This window comes from Serratia sp. HNCC26DJ206 (assembly GCF_057180605.1).
In genome coordinates this window covers 1-16,365 of record NZ_JBXUGP010000032.1, presented here as the reverse complement: position 1 = coordinate 16,365, position 16,365 = coordinate 1, and the positions used below count along the sequence as shown (strand labels likewise).

Below are 16,365 nucleotides of genomic sequence, written 5' to 3'. Positions count from 1 at the left end.
AGGCACTTTGGTTACACAACGCGCAGAAACCGCAACGAACACAGAGTAATAAATATTTCGAACACAGTACAGATTCAGAATGGCAAGTGAAAATGACCCTAAACGAAATAGGACCTAAACAACTTCCGTTTGGACGAATGGTCAAAAAGAAAGTTGTTAAAAATGATAAATCAGTTATTTACAAGAGCACCCATGTCCCAAAATCGCGTAAATTCAATTTATTCAACAAAACTCCAGACACAACGTTTAGACAGAGTTTCTTGATAGCAGAGTAACAGTTAGCTTTTTTCTTAGCTGTCAGATTTATACTCATAGTTATAGTAGCCATAGCTGTAATAATTAGCTGACTTTTTCACTATCGCATTTAAAATCACGCCTTTGATATCAATACCATTTTGCTCGAAACGTTTGATGCTGATCTCTACTTCTTTCGGGCTATTCCGCTCAAAACGCGCCACCATTAGCGACGTTCCTGCAAGCGTGCCAATAATTGCGGCATCAGTCACTGCCAAAATCGGGGGCGTGTCAACCAACACCAAATCATAATTTTCTGCAACATACTCAATTAACTCTGCAAAACGGCTATGCATCAATAATTCTGAAGGGTTAGGGGGGATCTGGCCGCGTGCAATAAAATCAAGATTATTATATTTGGTTTTTTGAATGGCATCTTGAGCGCTTAACTTGCCAGAAAGCACATCTGAAAGACCATATTTACCATCAACACTCATCAATTCATGGGCATAACCTTTGCGCATATCGCTATCAATGAATAGTACCCGCTGCCCACTTTGTGAAATAACAGCCGCCAAGTTAGCGCTGATAAAGGTTTTACCAATGCCAGGGCTAGCACCGGATATCATTAGCACATTATTTTTGGATTCCATCATTGCAAAATGCAAGCTTGTCCGTAGGCTGCGTATCGCTTCAACGGATGGGTCTACGGGGTTACCAAATGCTAATAGCACATTCTGGGAAGTATCAGTTCTTTTATTTTTTCTCTTCTCCCCTATCGCAATATCTTGTTTACGCTGCCATTCAGATAACGGCACACTGGCATAGACATTTATTCCCAGCTCTTCTAACTGTTCTGGGCTTGCTATACCATTGTATAAGAAAGAACGTACCAATACATAACCTACCGAGCATATTCCCCCCAATATTAGGCTGAGTGCTATGACAAGTAACTTCTTAGGACTTACAGGAATGTCCTGTGTCATCGCATTATCAATGATCCGCACATTACCTACAGTACTGGCTTTAGAAATACTCAACTCCTGTTCTTTAGCCAAGAGTTGCATATATATCTCTTGTCCAGATTGAACATCACGGCTTAGCCTTAAAATCTCTTGCTGAGTTTTTGGCATACTGCTGACACGCTTATTCAATTTATTACGCTCGTCCTCCAGAATTTTCTTTTTCTCTAAGAGTGCTCGGTATGACGGGTGTTCCACAGTATATAGTTTGGATATCTCTGCTTCTTTAAACGTCAGCTCATTCAATTGCGCATCTACAGAAACGATAGAGTCCAGTACAGATTTAGCCTCTAAAGAAAGATCAACAGAATCATTCTGTTGCCGATATTTATTTAATAAATTTTCAGAAGTATCAAGTGTACTACGTACTTTGGGTAGTTGTTCCCTTAAAAAATCTAAGCTCCTGGCATCTTCTTCAGATTTTCTTTCGACATTCTGAGCAAGGTAGTTGTTTGTTATGCTGTTCAATATTTTCTGATTCAACACTGGATCATTGCCCGTGTAGGTGAGTCCCAACACTCCAGTATTTTTGCCTTTATCCTGAACATTAAATGTATCCAAGATAGAGTTAACAGCTTTCAGTTCTGGAAGTTTAGTAATAGTGAACGATGTATCAGGTTTTGCATCCACATCGCTAATAAGTATTGAGACCCCCCCCCTTTTTAGTAATGTCCCAATAGTACCTTCTGCAAGAAGATCGCCATCTCTATTAACATTAAAATGTTTATCATCTTTTATTACCACCTCAATAGTAGGATCATTTTCCCATTCTGCCGGGAGCATTAACCTAGATACGGCAATCTTACCTTCGGGTTCTTTGGTTAAACGCGCAATGCCTTTACCAAAAATAGGGAAGTAGTTCTGCTCCACTACTGTTTCAAGATTTAAATCATTAACCGTTTTGCTTAAAACCATTCTGGATTTAAGCAATTCAATCTCTGGGGCAGAGTCAGGTTGCCCACTCGGTAACATCTGGTTAATATTCTTTAATAACGAATTACCAGAATTCTGCTCAACCTGTATCAAAGCATCAGCACGGTAAACAGGTGTTGCCAGTAGGCTATATAAAATCCCCAAGGTCAAAAAGACCGAGGTCACAGCGATTATTAACCAACGATTATCAAGAACCTCTCCAAATAAACGCTTTAAGTCAATCTCATCGTTCTTTTCGTTTCTGCTAATATTTACTCTGTTTTTCTCTGACATTATAAATCCCGGCTAACTAGCGACTTAAAGCGCCTGCCCACTTTTGGGCAGAATCATCAAGAAGACGATATACAAACTCAAATGCCTCGCGGCTTTGGCGATAAGGGTCGTTAATATCCCGTTTGGCCAGCCAGTGGCCAAACAGCATTATCTTGCCTCTGGCTTCTGGCACCAACTGGCAAACGGCTTCAATATGCCCTTTCTCCATCACCAAAATCAGGTCGTATTCCCGGCACATTTCGGCAGTAAGTTGTCGCCCCTGGTGCCCCAATAGCGAAACGCCATTTTGGCTGGCAACTTCGCTGGCGGTGGCATCGGCAGGTTTACCCACCAATGCTCCCAGCCCGGCAGAATCAATCCGTTTACCGGGCAAACGGGCTTTTAACAATCGCTCCCCGGTTGGTGAACGGCAAATATTGCCAACGCATACCACAAGTATCGAGTTAAACATCAGTTCGGCCAATTCCTTATCCAACGCACGGATTCAGTCATGTTATTAACACCCGTAATTGTTGGCATTAATTGACTGACAACGCGGTTCCAACGCACTATTGGGGCAGTGGTCACATACACAATATCATAAGGTTGAAGCTGGAATTCTGTCCCCATCACTAACGCACTGGCATCTGATGCGTTCAACTGGTAGATGTTCGCCATTTTTTTGCCTTCGCTACCGCGTAATGAGCGGATCACAAACACCCCGGTGGCATCTGCCATTGCCTGGTCCATCCCCTCTGCATTACCTAATGCCTCTGTCAGGGTCATGCCGCTGCGGTCCATCTTCAACGTGGTTTGTTTTTTCACCTCACCCATCACAAACACTTTCAGGTCATCATTGCGGGGGATGTAAAGAATATCACCGGGGTAAAGCAGGTGGTTTTCGGTCAGGTCACCTTTTTGCAGCAAGGCTTGAAGGGAGATTCGTTTCTCTTTGCCGTCATGGGTTAATACCACGTTACGCCAATCTGCGTTTTCGGTCAGGCCGCCAGCGGCATTAATTGCATCCATCACGGTGAGCGGCACGTTGGTAATAGGCTGCTGGCCAGATTTCGCCACCTCGCCTGTCACATAGGTCTTTTGCGAACGGAAAGCCGCAATGCTCACATCCACCTGCGGGCTTTCAATATATTGTGCCAAACGGCTGGCGATCTCGCTGCGGATTTCAGCTATCGTCTTGTCTGCAACTTTAAGCTTGCCAATATAAGGGTAGAAAATGGTGCCATCAGCGTTAACCCAGTTACCGGTGTCGCTTGCACTGCGATACTGCCCGGCTGGTGTTGTCAGCTCTGGGTGATCCCAAACTGTTACCATCAAAACATCGCCAACCCCGATGCGATATTCGTAATTTTTAAGTTCGTTTTCTAAATCTTTGTTCGGCTGGGCCACAACCGCTTTCGGGCGCATTGTCTCGATCAACTGCGGCGTCATCATGTAGACATTGACCAGCTCGTCGATATTAAAATCTGCATCGGATTGCTTTACAACAGCCTTGCCTGATGTCGAAAGATGTGACCCTGGCACTATGGTACATCCACTGATAAAACTTGCAGATATCAGTATTGATATCAGTTTAAACGTAACTTTTGTCATCCAATTATTCGCTATTATAAGGAAAGCAATCCAATCTAACATTCGAGTTCTATAAACGGAAAGCTGCTCAAAAAGAGCAAAGTACCTGCCAAGCAAGTGGCTAATTACTTGTTTGAAGGCGAATTTCCGATCTCACTCATCCCTTGCTTACGGCCTGCCTTTCGGATCCAGGTCAAAATTTTCCAAACCCGGATAATAGACCAAAAATAAGCTGCAAAAACAACCAAAAATCCCACCAGCATCAGCAATTCAGGCACCCCGGCATTATCACCAATAATGCCAATTGCCGCCAACAACGCTGAAAAACCAACAATCGCCAACAGCGTCTGGCGTGGGCCTAACCCGGCTCTCATCAGGATGTGGTGAAGATGCTCACGGTCGGGTTTAAACGGGCTATCCCCCCTGCGGATCCGGCGCACCATGATCGCGGCCATATCCATTAATGGTACCGCAATTACCCACAGTGCAGATACCGGCCGCATCACAGCTTTATCACCTTGGGTAGCCAACACCAGCAGCCAGATAACGGTAAAGCCAATCAGCGTACTACCCGCATCCCCCATAAACACCTTGAATCTTTTCCCCATTGGGATGCCAAGATTCAACATAATGTACGGCAAGGATGCCACTAACAGACACACGCACCATTTTGCGAGTTCTGAGTTGCCGCCGAGTTGGAACATTACGGCTAAGGCGGCAAACGTAACGCATGATAATGCCCCCAGCAGGCCATCAATGCCGTCAACCATGTTAAAAGCATTGATTGCTCCCCATACTGCAAGCAAGGTTAACGAGTAACCAAACACTCCCAGTACCAGCTCAATATCCGCAGTAACATATCCAAGGCTTGTCAAAACCAACCCAGACCACATCATGGCGGCAGCAACTAAGGCCTGAACCCCAACCCTTGGTAACACAGGTAAATCAAACCTATCGTCCAATACGCCAACAACCAGTAAAATTGTTGCACAGATCATGTAAAGACTAAATTGCGGCATCCAGTCTGGGTGCAACACATAAAGCACCCACAGTGCCAAATAAATCGACACTCCACCCACTAACGGAATGTGCCCATCATGCTTTTTACGGGCATTCGGTTTATCAACCAAGCCAACATAAAAAGCGACCTTTCTTGCTGCTAGCAGCATCAGAAACGCGCCGACGAAGACCACCATCGATTCTTGCATTTTCTCACCATAATCAAATAGTTATAACTCCAAATCCAAATAATACAGGCACGCTAGAGTTCTTGATTCTCAGTTACCATGTTCTGTTTGTGAGAATTCTTTAGCGTAAATACCCGAGTGCTCCATGCTTTCTTATGGAAATCAAAAAGATGTAAATATCTCATCCGTCATAGCATCACGAATGCAAAATCCAGGCGTAACCGCATAAGATCTGAACTAATGCCAAATTGTGATGATACGATTCTTATACTATTGACTTATGGAAACAAGCCTCAGAAAGGCCACATAAACCTTTTCAGAATAAGACCACTATTTGCGTGTCTACACGCAGACTTTTACGCTGATAATAATTTTTAATTATCTGATTTTAATTAAAATAATTAAAATTTTGCAGATTGCGAAAATAAGACCAAATAACGATTTCGCTTTTATAAAACCTCAGCAGCAAACTCATTAATACCATGGGGAATTATTGATGACGATTATATATAGGCTGGCAGGCAACACGCGCCTGATTGCAAGCCCAATTGTGGCTAATCCCCCCTCACCCCGGCCTTCTCCCTCAGGGAAAGGGGGCGTTAATTTCAGTTTGGTGCAACACGATTGTGCATTTTTTGCGGAGGTAAAAAGGGCATCGCCGTTGCTAGTCCCCCCTCACCCCTGCCCTCTCCCTCAGGGAGAGGGGGCGTTAATTTCAGCTTGGTGCAACGTTATTGTGCATTTTTACGAAGTGAAGGGGCATCGCTGTTGCTAGTCCCCCTTACCTCGGCCCTCTCCCTCAGCGAGAGGGGGCGTTAATTTTAGCTTGTTGCTGCTACTGCCTAGATAAACAGCAAAGCGCTACGAATGCTTACAATTCCAACTTCTCTACCCATTCGCGGAATGCCTTGCCCTGCGTTGGGTGGCGCAGGCCAAAGGTCACAAATGCCCGCAGGTAATCCAGCTTTTCACCGCAGTTAAATGACTCCCCCACCAGCTTCATGGCTTCGACCGGTTTTTGCTTCAGCAGTTCTGCAATAGCATCGGTCAACTGAATGCGCCCCCAAGCTCCCGGCTTGGTTTGCTCCAAAATCGGCCAGATATCGGCAGAAAGCACATAGCGGCCAACGGCAGAATAATTAGATTTCAGTTGAATCTCACGGCTCGGCTTTTCAATGATCGACGTCATGAACGAACTTTCACCAGGCTGCAAAGTGTTAGTTTCACACTCAACCACCGAGTAGTTGTACAACACACTTTCATCTACCGCCTGCACCAGCACCTGGCTCAAACCAGTTTCTTTAAAGCGGGCGATCATATGCGCCAGGTTGTCTTTTTTCAGATCGGCTTTCGCGTCATCCAGCAAAACATCCGGCAACAGCACCACAAACGGTGAATCGCCTACCAAAGGCTTGGCGCACAGCACCGCATGCCCCAGCCCTTTAGGTTGCCCCTGGCGGATGTGCATCAAGGTAACGCCCGGCGGAGTGATCGACTTCACTTCATCCAGCAGTTGGCGCTTCACGCGCGCTTCCAGCATGGCTTCAAGTTCGTAAGAGGTATCAAAATGGTTTTCGATTGCGTTCTTGGAGGAATGCGTCACCAGAACAATTTCTTTGATGCCCGCGGCAACACACTCATTCACGATGTATTGGATCACCGGCTTATCGACGATCGGCAACATCTCTTTTGGAATCGCCTTGGTTGCTGGCAACATGCGCATACCCAAACCAGCAACGGGAATGACAGCTTTCAACATCTTAGTCATGATAACCCTCTCTGAATCTTCTGATCATGCCAGCGGTCTTAGCTGTCACTTGCTGTTTAGCGTCTGCTTCAACCACTGGGTGAAACCTTCACCTTCAGAAGGGTGGCGCAGGCCATATTGCACAAAAGCCTTCATATAGCCCAGTTTGTCGCCGCAATCGTGCGATTTCCCGGTCATATGGAAAGCCTCAACGGTTTCCTGTTCCATCAACATGGCAATTGCATCGGTCAACTGGATCTCATCGCCCGCACCCGGCGGAGTTTTTTCCAACAGTGGCCAGATATCGGCCGAAAGCACATAGCGGCCCACTACAGCAAGGTTCGAAGGGGCATCTTCGCGCGCGGGTTTTTCTACCACTGCGGTCATCGGGGTGCTTTCACCAGCGGCTAGATTTGCACCACCGCAGTCTACAACGCCGTATTTAGACACATCCTGCTCAGGCACAGGTTCAACCATAATCTGGCTGAAACCGGTTTGCTCAAAACGCTGGATCATCTTGGCCAGGTTTTCTTTGCGCAAATCGGCAGTGGCATCATCCAGCAGCACATCCGGCAACAACACCACAAAAGGTTCATCACCCACCATCGGTTTGGCACATAACACGGCGTGACCAAGGCCTTTAGCTTGCCCCTGACGCACCTGCATAACGGTTACGTCCGGCGGGCAGATCCCCTGTACATCGGCAAGCAATTGGCGCTTCACGCGTGCTTCAAGCACCGCTTCCAGTTCAAAAGAGGTATCAAAGTGGTTTTCAATCGCGTTTTTAGATGAATGCGTGACCAGAACAATGTCTTTAATGCCTGCCGCTACACATTCGCTAACGATGTACTGAATCAGTGGTTTATCCACCACCGGCAGCATTTCTTTCGGGATAGCCTTGGTCGCAGGTAGCATGCGTGTACCCAGACCCGCCACGGGGATCACGGCCTTTAATCTCTTTTGCATAGTTTCTTTCCACCGAAAAATAACAAGAAGTATAACAGAACCAGAAAGAGCAACGATATTAGCGGATTAAAATTTCTCTTTTAAATCATTGTATTGTGAAAAACCATCAAACCGTTATGCTAATTTTTTACACGCTACCGCCCCTGGCTTTCAGCTACCAATGCACTGTAGAAAATGTTTGAATCAAAAGGCGTGACTAGCACCACACCTTATGATGAATCTGGGGGTTTGCACTCAATGTAATGAGACACAGTTCACAATAAAACGAGAATGCAGCACCTTGCTGACAAGCTAACGGCACTTATCATCATCTATAGATGGGCTAAGATTCTTATACTATTGACCTATTGAAACAAGCCTTAGATAAACATGTATAGGCCTTTTCAGAATAAGACTACTATTGTGGTTTTACCGTGCACATTAATGCATTTTGCAACATAAATAATTTATTGATTTAAAAGAATATAATTTAGGCCTTGGGATTATACCTAAAAAACTGACCGATTTTTTTGCATCGCCTATCACCCCATCAAAAAGCCATTGTAATGCTTAATTACTCACCTTTTCTATTGTCTAACTTCCTATATGTTGATTTAAAGTTGAATTCCCCTTTATCAGCGTCCATCATTCCGATCGCGGCATGTGCCGCCGAACATAAAGGTGAAATTGGGCGTATGGAATGGATCGCAGATCCAACAATTTGGGCCGGCTTGGCCACCCTGGTTGTGCTGGAGATTGTACTGGGGATAGATAACCTCATCTTTATCGCCATCCTGGCGGAAAAGTTACCGAAAAAACAAAGAGATAAAGCACGCGTTGTTGGCCTTTTGCTGGCACTGCTGATGCGTTTGGCTCTGCTTGCCTCAATCTCATGGCTGGCAACCCTCACCAAGCCCCTGTTTACAGCCGCGGGTCACCCGTTCAGTGGCCGGGATCTGATCATGCTGATCGGCGGTATCTTCCTGCTGTTCAAAGCCACGATGGAGCTAAATGAACGGCTGGAAGGCAAAGACGAAGAGCAGCACGGGCAGCGTAAAGGGGCTCGTTTTTGGCCGGTCGTCGCGCAAATAGTCGTGCTTGATGCGGTATTCTCTCTGGATTCGGTAATCACGGCTGTTGGGATGGTCGATCACCTCGCGGTAATGATGATCGCCGTCTGTATCGCGATTGGCCTGATGCTGCTTGCCAGCAAGCCGCTTACGCGCTTTGTTAATGCTCACCCCACCATCGTTATTCTGTGCCTCAGCTTCTTGCTGATGATCGGTTTCAGCCTGGTCGCGGAAGGGTTCGGCTATCATATCCCGAAAGGCTATCTCTATGCTGCGATTGGCTTCTCAGTAATGATCGAAGCATTGAACCAACTGGCGCAATTCAATCGGCGTCGCTTTCTTTCCAAGGTTCGCCCCCTGCGTGAACGCACCGCTGAAGCGGTATTACGTATGTTGAGCGGCAAACATGAAGAAGCAGAAGTAGACAGCCATTCTGCCAGCCTGCTGGCGGACAGCACCAGTGAAAGCGGTGAGATTTTCAACCGGCAGGAACGCCACATGATCGAGCGCGTGCTGGGCATGGCGCAGCGTACGGTCAGCAGTATCATGACCTCACGGCATGATGTGGAATATCTTGCGCTCAACGACGCACAAGAAAAGCTGACGCAGTTACTGGGTAAAAACCAGCATACGCGCATCGTGGTAACAGAAGACAACGCCAGCGATGAACCCTTGGGGGTGATCCACACCATCGACGTGTTGAAACAGCAGTTGCAACAGGATTCACTGGATCTGCGCGCCTTGGTGCGCCAACCGCTGATCTTCCCTGAGCAATTGACGTTACTTTCTGCACTGGAACAATTCCGCCAGGCAAAAACGCACTTTGCCTTTGTCGTCGATGAGTTTGGTTCGATCGAGGGTGTCGTCACGTTGACCGACGTGATGGAAACCATCGCCGGTAACCTGCCAGAAGCGGATGAGGAGATCGACGCACGCCACGACATCCAGCAAACCGCCAACGGCTGCTGGATCGCCAATGGTCACATGCCGCTGGAAGATCTGGTGTTATATGTACCGCTGCCAATAGAAGAAAAGCGTGAATACCATACGCTGGCCGGTTTATTGATGGAGCATTGCCAGCGCATTCCGCAAGAAGGTGAACAATTGCAGATTGGCGACTATCTGTTTGAACCGCTGGAGATCAGCAGCCACCGCATCATGAAAGTAAAAATCACCCCGCTAATCGCGCCGGAAGAAGACTACGAAGTTTGAATTGTAGAAGTGCAGAATGGGGCCTTGTAGTGCGGTGATCGCCCCCTCACCCTAACCCCAAGGGAGAAGGAACTGACCGGCGTTTCCCTTTCATCTTGTGGAAGAACAGAGTGGGGATTTGTAGTGCGGTTAACTTCCCCCTGTCCACAAAGGAGAAGACACTAGTCATGTTTTCCCCCTCTCCCTCAGGGAGAGGGGCTTTAGTACAGCAATATCGGCTATCAGCGTAATGGAACCAGCAGTTCCGTTGCCACTACTACCACAATCAGCCCTACGATCACTGGCACAGAAGTGCGCTTCACTACTTCGAACGGCGATATTTTTGCCATCCCAGCCACCGCCACAACCACCCCGGAAACCGGCGACAGCGTTCGGCCAAGGTTTGATGCCTGCAACATCGGGATCACCAAATAAGCTGGGTTAATCCCCATCTGGGCGGCCAGTTTCGGGATCAGTTCAACAAACGCGTAGAAAGGCGCATTACCGGAGCCGGTGGTCATTGCCGCCAGCATGGTAATCACCACCAGAACCAGCATCATAATAATGCCACCGGTGCCAAACGACTGCGCCAGGCCGATCAAGCCACTGATAAACCCAACGGTGCTCAGCCCCTGCGCAAAGACCCCCGCAGCAACCAGCAGCATCACCACGCTGGTAAACGCATCCGCCATACCACGGTAAGCCACTTCCAGCCCAGTAAATACGGTTTTTGCATTGAAGCTGCGGATAAACTCAATCACCGCAGTCAGGAACATGCAGATCACCAATATGGTAATGATATGCAGCTCTGGGCCCCATTTACCGTCAAACACCAGCACACCCAAGATCGGCGCAAACGGCAGAATGGCATAGAAAGCGGGTGCATGGGTGGTGATTTCACTCACATCAACAATGTGATGCTGTTCGTTGTTTTTCTTATCGAGATAGCGCTGCCAGAAGAAATGGGCAATCGCCATACAAACAATGGCGGCAATCGAAATAGGCAGCGTGGTTTTAAAGGCAAAATCAACCAGCGGCATTTCAGCCGCCTTGGCCGCCAGCACCACGTCACCGGAGGTCGGTGAAAGGATAATCGCCGCTGGGGAGGCACAGATAGCCGCTGCCGCACCGCGGCTGATCCCTACATTCACCATCAGCGGGAACAGCGTCGCCATCAGCAGTACGCCCAAGCCGGTGGCAGAAGACACCGCCAATGACATCAAGCAGGCAACGAAATAGGCGGCGATCATCAGTAAATAAGGGGAGTTGATCATCTGCAACGGGCGCGAGGCCAGTTTCACCACCACATCGTTGGCACCAATGTGTGTCATGTAAGCGGCAAAACCGCACAGCATCATGATCATCATGCCGAGATCGCCACCGCGGCTCATCAGCAGGATTTTCACATACTCGAAAATATCTGTAGCGCGCCAACCGGTTGACGTTGCACTGGCAGGCAACACGCTTTTGCCCATCAATGCGCTGATCGTCAATAGCATCAGCCCTCCGACCATCAGCACTCCTGTGGCCGAATAACCTTTGATAATGTAACGGCCAACGCCTACCGCTACTACCACACCAATCAGAAGTTCTATCATAAATCCTCAACTTAATTGTTTTGTTTCAGCCCAACCGACTATGGCCGAAGAATACCGCCACACTCTGCAGAAAATCGGCATAGGACATTATGACATTCATCAACGTTGCGAGAGGAAACTATCAAGAAATAATGAAACTTCAGGCGGGATTGCGGTGGTATTGATAAGTGAGGCAGATTGTGGTTTCTCCTCTACCCAAAGGAGAGGGGGCAAAAAATAGTAGCAATAAAAGCTTAATACGCGCTGGTGACAATCCCTTCCCCAAAGGTGAGGGTGCTGAAAATAAACTTAATGCGCGCTGGTGACAGTTCCCTCTCCCTGTGGGAGAGGGTTAGGGGTGTCTCCCCTACCCAAGTAGAACACCTTACACATCAGGCCAAAAGTTACAGTTTATCCAGCAGTTTCTTCAGATCCTGCCCTTCGCGCGAACTCTTGTTCTTCTCTACCCACTTATTCAAGGCATCTTTGGCGCGATCTTGCAGCGCATTACGCAGAATCTGATCGACCTGTAGCTGATAATTGAGCTCTTCCCACGGCCCATAAACCCGCAGTGGGATCGGCGTTTTCCTCAACTGTGCAATCAAGGCATTGTCACCCTGCCAACCGCCGGTCACCAGCACGTTCAGCGTCATATCAGACTGTTTACCCGGCATGTCCAGCGTGCCGCCACCGGTCAGGCTGAACAGTTCAGAGTCTGCCGCTAGATCGTTGAGGCTGATAGTCCCGTTACGCAGGCTACCTTTGGCACTCACCTGCTTCACTTCGGTATAGCGCTGATAGCTATCCTGCCCGTGTACGCTGCTATTGCTACGTGCTACAGCCTGCTGAATCAGTTGCTGAATGTTCAATCCGTGCAACTGGGCGTTTTGCATAGCCATTTCAGCCGTACCCTGCCAGCGATGCTCAAAAGAAGAGGCCGTCAGGCGATCGCCCGTCAGATCCCCCTGCATACTGAAGGTTCCGGTTAACACCAATGGCATCCCGAACGCTTTAAGCACCTCCCCCAGCTCAACCTTGTGCAATACCGGTTGTAATTTGATGACCGGTTTGCTGCCGCGAGCATCCAGCGAACCCGGCAAGGCAAAATCCCCGCCGGCCACATTGCCAGACAAGTTTTTTACCGCCAGTAATCCCCGTTGATTATCCGCCCGCGCCACCAGTTGGCTGATGCTCAGCCCACGGTAGGTCACCTGCTCAGCCTTCAGACTCAACTGGGCGTTAAAATCACGCAGCATCTGCAAATTCTGTTGTGGATCGTCTAGCTGATTGGCAATAACCGGCGCAGACGTCATTGCCGCCGTCTGTTGCGCTTCATCAGAGTTTTTCTTCTGCCAGCCGGAAAGCGCATCAAAGTTAAGATGGCTTGAACTGAGATTCAGGGTATAGCTGGGGATCGATCCTAACTGCGCGCTGGCATCACCGGCCAGTTGGCTGTCATTAGCACTGAACATCAGTTGGCTGAAGGCGATCTGCTGTGGCGACTGCTGATACACCGCCTGTACGCTACCTTCCCCCCTGATGCCTGCGGCAGGAATATCTGCACCTTCAAACTGATAGCTGAACTGTGTGACTTTGGCACCAATCTGGCGGGGATATTGCTGCAGATCGAGATCGGCGGCCATTATAAACGTCAGGTCGCGCTGATCGCGGTTCACCCGGCTGGAAAGTTCCATCTGTGCCTGATGCTGGCCGTTTTGCTGCAAGGTCAAATTGATATCGCGAACGTTAATCTGTTCGTTATTGGCGCGCTGCCAGATCAGCAGGCTGTCCACCACGCGCAGATTATCGATATCAAATTTCCACGTGGACTCGGTGGTATCATCTGCCTGGTTACCGCCAGGGGCGATCGGCGCATTCGGCTGCGTTTGTTCTTCGCTATCGGGGGTCAAGCGGATGACGGCATTTTTCAGCATCACCTGTTTGACATACAGTTGGTGGGAAATCAGCGGCCAAAGTTTAACATCGAGCCGCATATTATCAGCACTGACCACCGGCGCTTTGGCCCCCGGCGCGGTCAAGGTCATGCGCCCTGCCAGAATGCTGAGCTGCGGCCAGACATGCCAGCGCAGGTCACCTTCCAGCGTCAGATGATAACCGCTGCGCTGTTCAACCTTCTTGACCATATAGGCACGGAAATCATTCGGATTGACCAGCAGCACCAAAGCAGTCATACCTGCCACCAGCACTACCAGCAAAATCACCAAAGCTGTCAGTAATCTTCTCATGCCATCCTCATTATCAGCACAACACCGGCAAACACCCAGCGCGGTCAGTCCTTATCGATGCGGCTGGCGACTGCCCCTTGCTGATCTTTGTATTTCGCATCCTGGCGGCTGTTGTAAGGGCGCGCAGCTGGCCCGGTAAGCAGTTCAAAACTCAGGGCACCGATCAACATACCGGGGCGTAGCGCCAACGGCAGCTTACCTGAATTATAGAACTCCAGCACAATTCGGCCGCGCCAACCCGGATCGATACGATGCGCAGTAACGTGCACCATCAAACCCAGGCGCGCTAGGGAAGAACGGCCATCAAGCCAGCCCACCAGATCGTTTGGCAGCGTCACCGACTCCAGCGTTACCGCCAGCGCCAGCTCACCCGGGTGCAGGAAGAAAGCTTCCCCTTCTGGTAACACAATTTCATCGCTCATCACGCGATCAAGCGCAGCGCCCACTTCGTCTTTGGGCCCGCTCAGATCGATAAATGCGGCTGTATGACCACGGAATACGCGGAATTGATTGCCCAAGCGGACATCCACTGTGGCCCCGTTAATACGCTCAATCGGCGGACGAGGCGAAATGACCAGTTTTTCGCTATCCAGCCAGGCTTCTATATCGCGGTCGCACAGTCTCATTTAGTTATCTCCATTCCATCAAAGCGCATATACCCTTCTTACTTGAAGTTGCAGGGATGTTGGCTGCCTTCACTCACCCCAGTCACTTACTTGAGTAAGCTCCTGGGGATTCTCTCAGTTGCCGCCTACCTGCAACTCCAAGTACTTTGGGTATGAATTCATACAAAAATTGCCACATAACAGACCGAAGGTCTATGTCAGAGCGCAAACTAGTCCGCCAATGGCTGGAAAAATGCGCTTTTCCAGCCATTAAAGCGTGTTATTCAAAGAATTGGCTGATTTTGGCTTTCAGAATATCAATCGCAATACGGTTTTTGCCACCGCGCGGAACGATGATATCGGCATACTGCTTGGAAGGTTCAATAAACTGCAGGAACATTGGACGAACGGTTTTCTGGTACTGCGCCATCACGGAATCCATCGAACGGCCGCGCTCATTCACGTCGCGCTTCATGCGGCGCATCAGGCAAATATCCAACGGTGTGTCGACAAAGATCGAGAAATTCATCGCCTGACGCAGGCGGATATCCGTCAGCAACAAAATGCCTTCCAGAATGATGACTTTTTTCGGCTGCAGAAGAACCGTCTCTTTTTTACGCGTATGTTCGGTGTAGCTATACAGCGGTAATTCAATTGCCTGACCAGCCTTCAGCATTTGCAGATGCTGAAACAACAGATCGTGATCCATGGAGCTCGGGTGGTCGTAGTTGGTTTTGACCCGCTCTTCCATGGTCAAATGGGCCTGGTCTTTATAGTAACTGTCTTCCGGGATCACACCGATATGTTCATCCCCCACCTGATCGCGGAGTTCACGATACAAAGTACTGGCGATAAGGCTTTTTCCGGAGGCAGATGCGCCAGCGATACCAATAATGACGCACTGATGCGGCTTGTCAGTCATAAAATTAAAGACCTGATTTATAGTGAGGAAAGGGGGAACTAGAACGGGCTGATTATAGGGAGTTACCCCATATGACGCCAGTGTTTATCCCTTTACACACTTCATACGTCAAGTTGCTTGGGTGTTGACTGCGCTCTGTCGCTCCAGTCACATAGTGATCTGTGCTCTTGGGCTCTCCAGTGCTTGCCGTCTACAAGCAACTCGAATTATTTTTGTATAGACGCCGAACGGCGTTTTCAGAACATTTCCGCTACTGCAAACCCGGCTCTCAGCGTACAATCGTCTTATTAATATCCTGCTCACTTTCAACGAGTCTTCAAACCCGTGAAACAACGTGATTTATTTCCCACCGTGGAGTGCCGCCGCACATGAACTGGCATTTCCTGACCTTTTTCGGTGATAGCATGCTGCTGCTACCCTGTGCAGCCATTATCTTTATTATTTTGATGTTCGCACCCGCCAGCAGAAAACCCACCTGGGAATGGACACTGCTGTTCGGCGGCGTCGGAGCCGTGGTGTGTATATCAAAATTGGCATTTATGGGCTGGGGTATTGGCAGCCGCGAGTTTGATTTCACCGGATTCAGCGGCCACTCGGCGCTGTCGGCCAGTATCTGGCCAGTGATGTTGTGGTTGCTTAGCGGGCGTTTTTCACCAATAGTGCGGCGCGTGGCGGTGATTGTGGGGTATGTGCTGGCCATCGCGGTAGGTTATTCACGCTTGGCGATTCACGTCCATTCCACCTCAGAAGTGATCACTGGCCTGCTATTAGGCCTGATCGTCAGCAGCACCTTCCTGCTGCTTCAGCGCGGCACTCCGCCGCCTCGGCTTTCTTACCGCAAGAT

12 protein-coding genes are annotated in these 16,365 nt (G+C 48.8%); 2 read left to right on the top strand and 10 right to left on the bottom strand.

What is annotated here, in order from left to right:
• Nucleotides 1–290: 290 nt before the first annotated feature.
• The 6 genes from wzc to galU (AC2A1E_RS19575) form a co-directional block, all read right to left on the bottom strand.
• Nucleotides 291–2,462, bottom strand: coding sequence for a tyrosine-protein kinase Wzc (wzc, locus tag AC2A1E_RS19600; protein WP_484385142.1), 2,172 nt, complete (start codon nt 2,460–2,462; stop codon nt 291–293).
• A 16-nt stretch (nt 2,463–2,478) separates the two neighbouring features.
• Nucleotides 2,479–2,913: an arsenate reductase/protein-tyrosine-phosphatase family protein gene (locus tag AC2A1E_RS19595; RefSeq protein ID WP_484385141.1), complete on the bottom strand. Its 435-nt coding sequence runs from the start codon at nt 2,911–2,913 to the stop codon at nt 2,479–2,481.
• Nucleotides 2,913–4,052 (bottom strand): polysaccharide export protein, encoded by a 1,140-nt coding sequence (locus AC2A1E_RS19590; protein WP_484385140.1) that lies wholly within the window; start codon nt 4,050–4,052, stop codon nt 2,913–2,915. The genes AC2A1E_RS19595 and AC2A1E_RS19590 overlap by 1 nt, the downstream gene beginning before the upstream one ends.
• A 104-nt stretch (nt 4,053–4,156) precedes the next feature.
• A complete protein-coding gene (gene wecA / locus AC2A1E_RS19585; RefSeq protein WP_484385139.1) occupies nt 4,157–5,239 on the bottom strand; it encodes a UDP-N-acetylglucosamine--undecaprenyl-phosphate N-acetylglucosaminephosphotransferase in 1,083 nt (360 codons plus the stop codon).
• A gap of 850 nt (nt 5,240–6,089) precedes the next feature.
• Nucleotides 6,090–6,986 carry a UTP--glucose-1-phosphate uridylyltransferase GalU gene (gene galU, locus AC2A1E_RS19580; protein WP_484385138.1) on the bottom strand — a complete coding sequence of 299 codons (897 nt, stop codon included), beginning with the start codon at nt 6,984–6,986 and terminating at the stop codon, nt 6,090–6,092.
• Between the two features lie 45 nt (nt 6,987–7,031).
• Nucleotides 7,032–7,931 (bottom strand): UTP--glucose-1-phosphate uridylyltransferase GalU, encoded by a 900-nt coding sequence (gene galU, locus AC2A1E_RS19575; protein ID WP_484385137.1) that lies wholly within the window; start codon nt 7,929–7,931, stop codon nt 7,032–7,034.
• 674 nt (nt 7,932–8,605) lie between these two features.
• Here galU (AC2A1E_RS19575) and AC2A1E_RS19570 point away from each other — a divergent pair.
• Nucleotides 8,606–10,192, top strand: coding sequence for a TerC family protein (locus AC2A1E_RS19570; RefSeq protein WP_484385136.1), 1,587 nt, complete (start codon nt 8,606–8,608; stop codon nt 10,190–10,192).
• 221 nt (nt 10,193–10,413) lie between these two features.
• Here AC2A1E_RS19570 and dcuC read toward each other — a convergent pair whose 3' ends face one another.
• From dcuC to udk, 4 genes are all read right to left on the bottom strand, one after another.
• The gene (gene dcuC / locus AC2A1E_RS19565; RefSeq protein ID WP_484385135.1) at nt 10,414–11,769 is read right to left on the bottom strand and encodes an anaerobic C4-dicarboxylate transporter DcuC; all 1,356 of its coding nucleotides are present in this window, start codon (nt 11,767–11,769) and stop codon (nt 10,414–10,416) included.
• A gap of 383 nt (nt 11,770–12,152) precedes the next feature.
• Complete coding sequence (gene asmA, locus AC2A1E_RS19560) at nt 12,153–13,994, bottom strand: outer membrane assembly protein AsmA (protein ID WP_484385134.1); 1,842 nt, start codon at nt 13,992–13,994, stop codon at nt 12,153–12,155.
• Between the two features lie 44 nt (nt 13,995–14,038).
• A complete protein-coding gene (dcd, locus tag AC2A1E_RS19555; RefSeq protein WP_459399172.1) occupies nt 14,039–14,620 on the bottom strand; it encodes a dCTP deaminase in 582 nt (193 codons plus the stop codon).
• Between the two features lie 259 nt (nt 14,621–14,879).
• On the bottom strand, nt 14,880–15,521 hold the full coding sequence (udk, locus tag AC2A1E_RS19550) for a uridine kinase (RefSeq protein WP_459399173.1): 642 nt from the start codon (nt 15,519–15,521) through the stop codon (nt 14,880–14,882).
• A gap of 368 nt (nt 15,522–15,889) precedes the next feature.
• Here udk and AC2A1E_RS19545 point away from each other — a divergent pair.
• A partial coding sequence (locus tag AC2A1E_RS19545; RefSeq protein WP_484385133.1) for a phosphatase PAP2 family protein occupies nt 15,890–16,365 on the top strand: 476 nt, incomplete at its 3' end.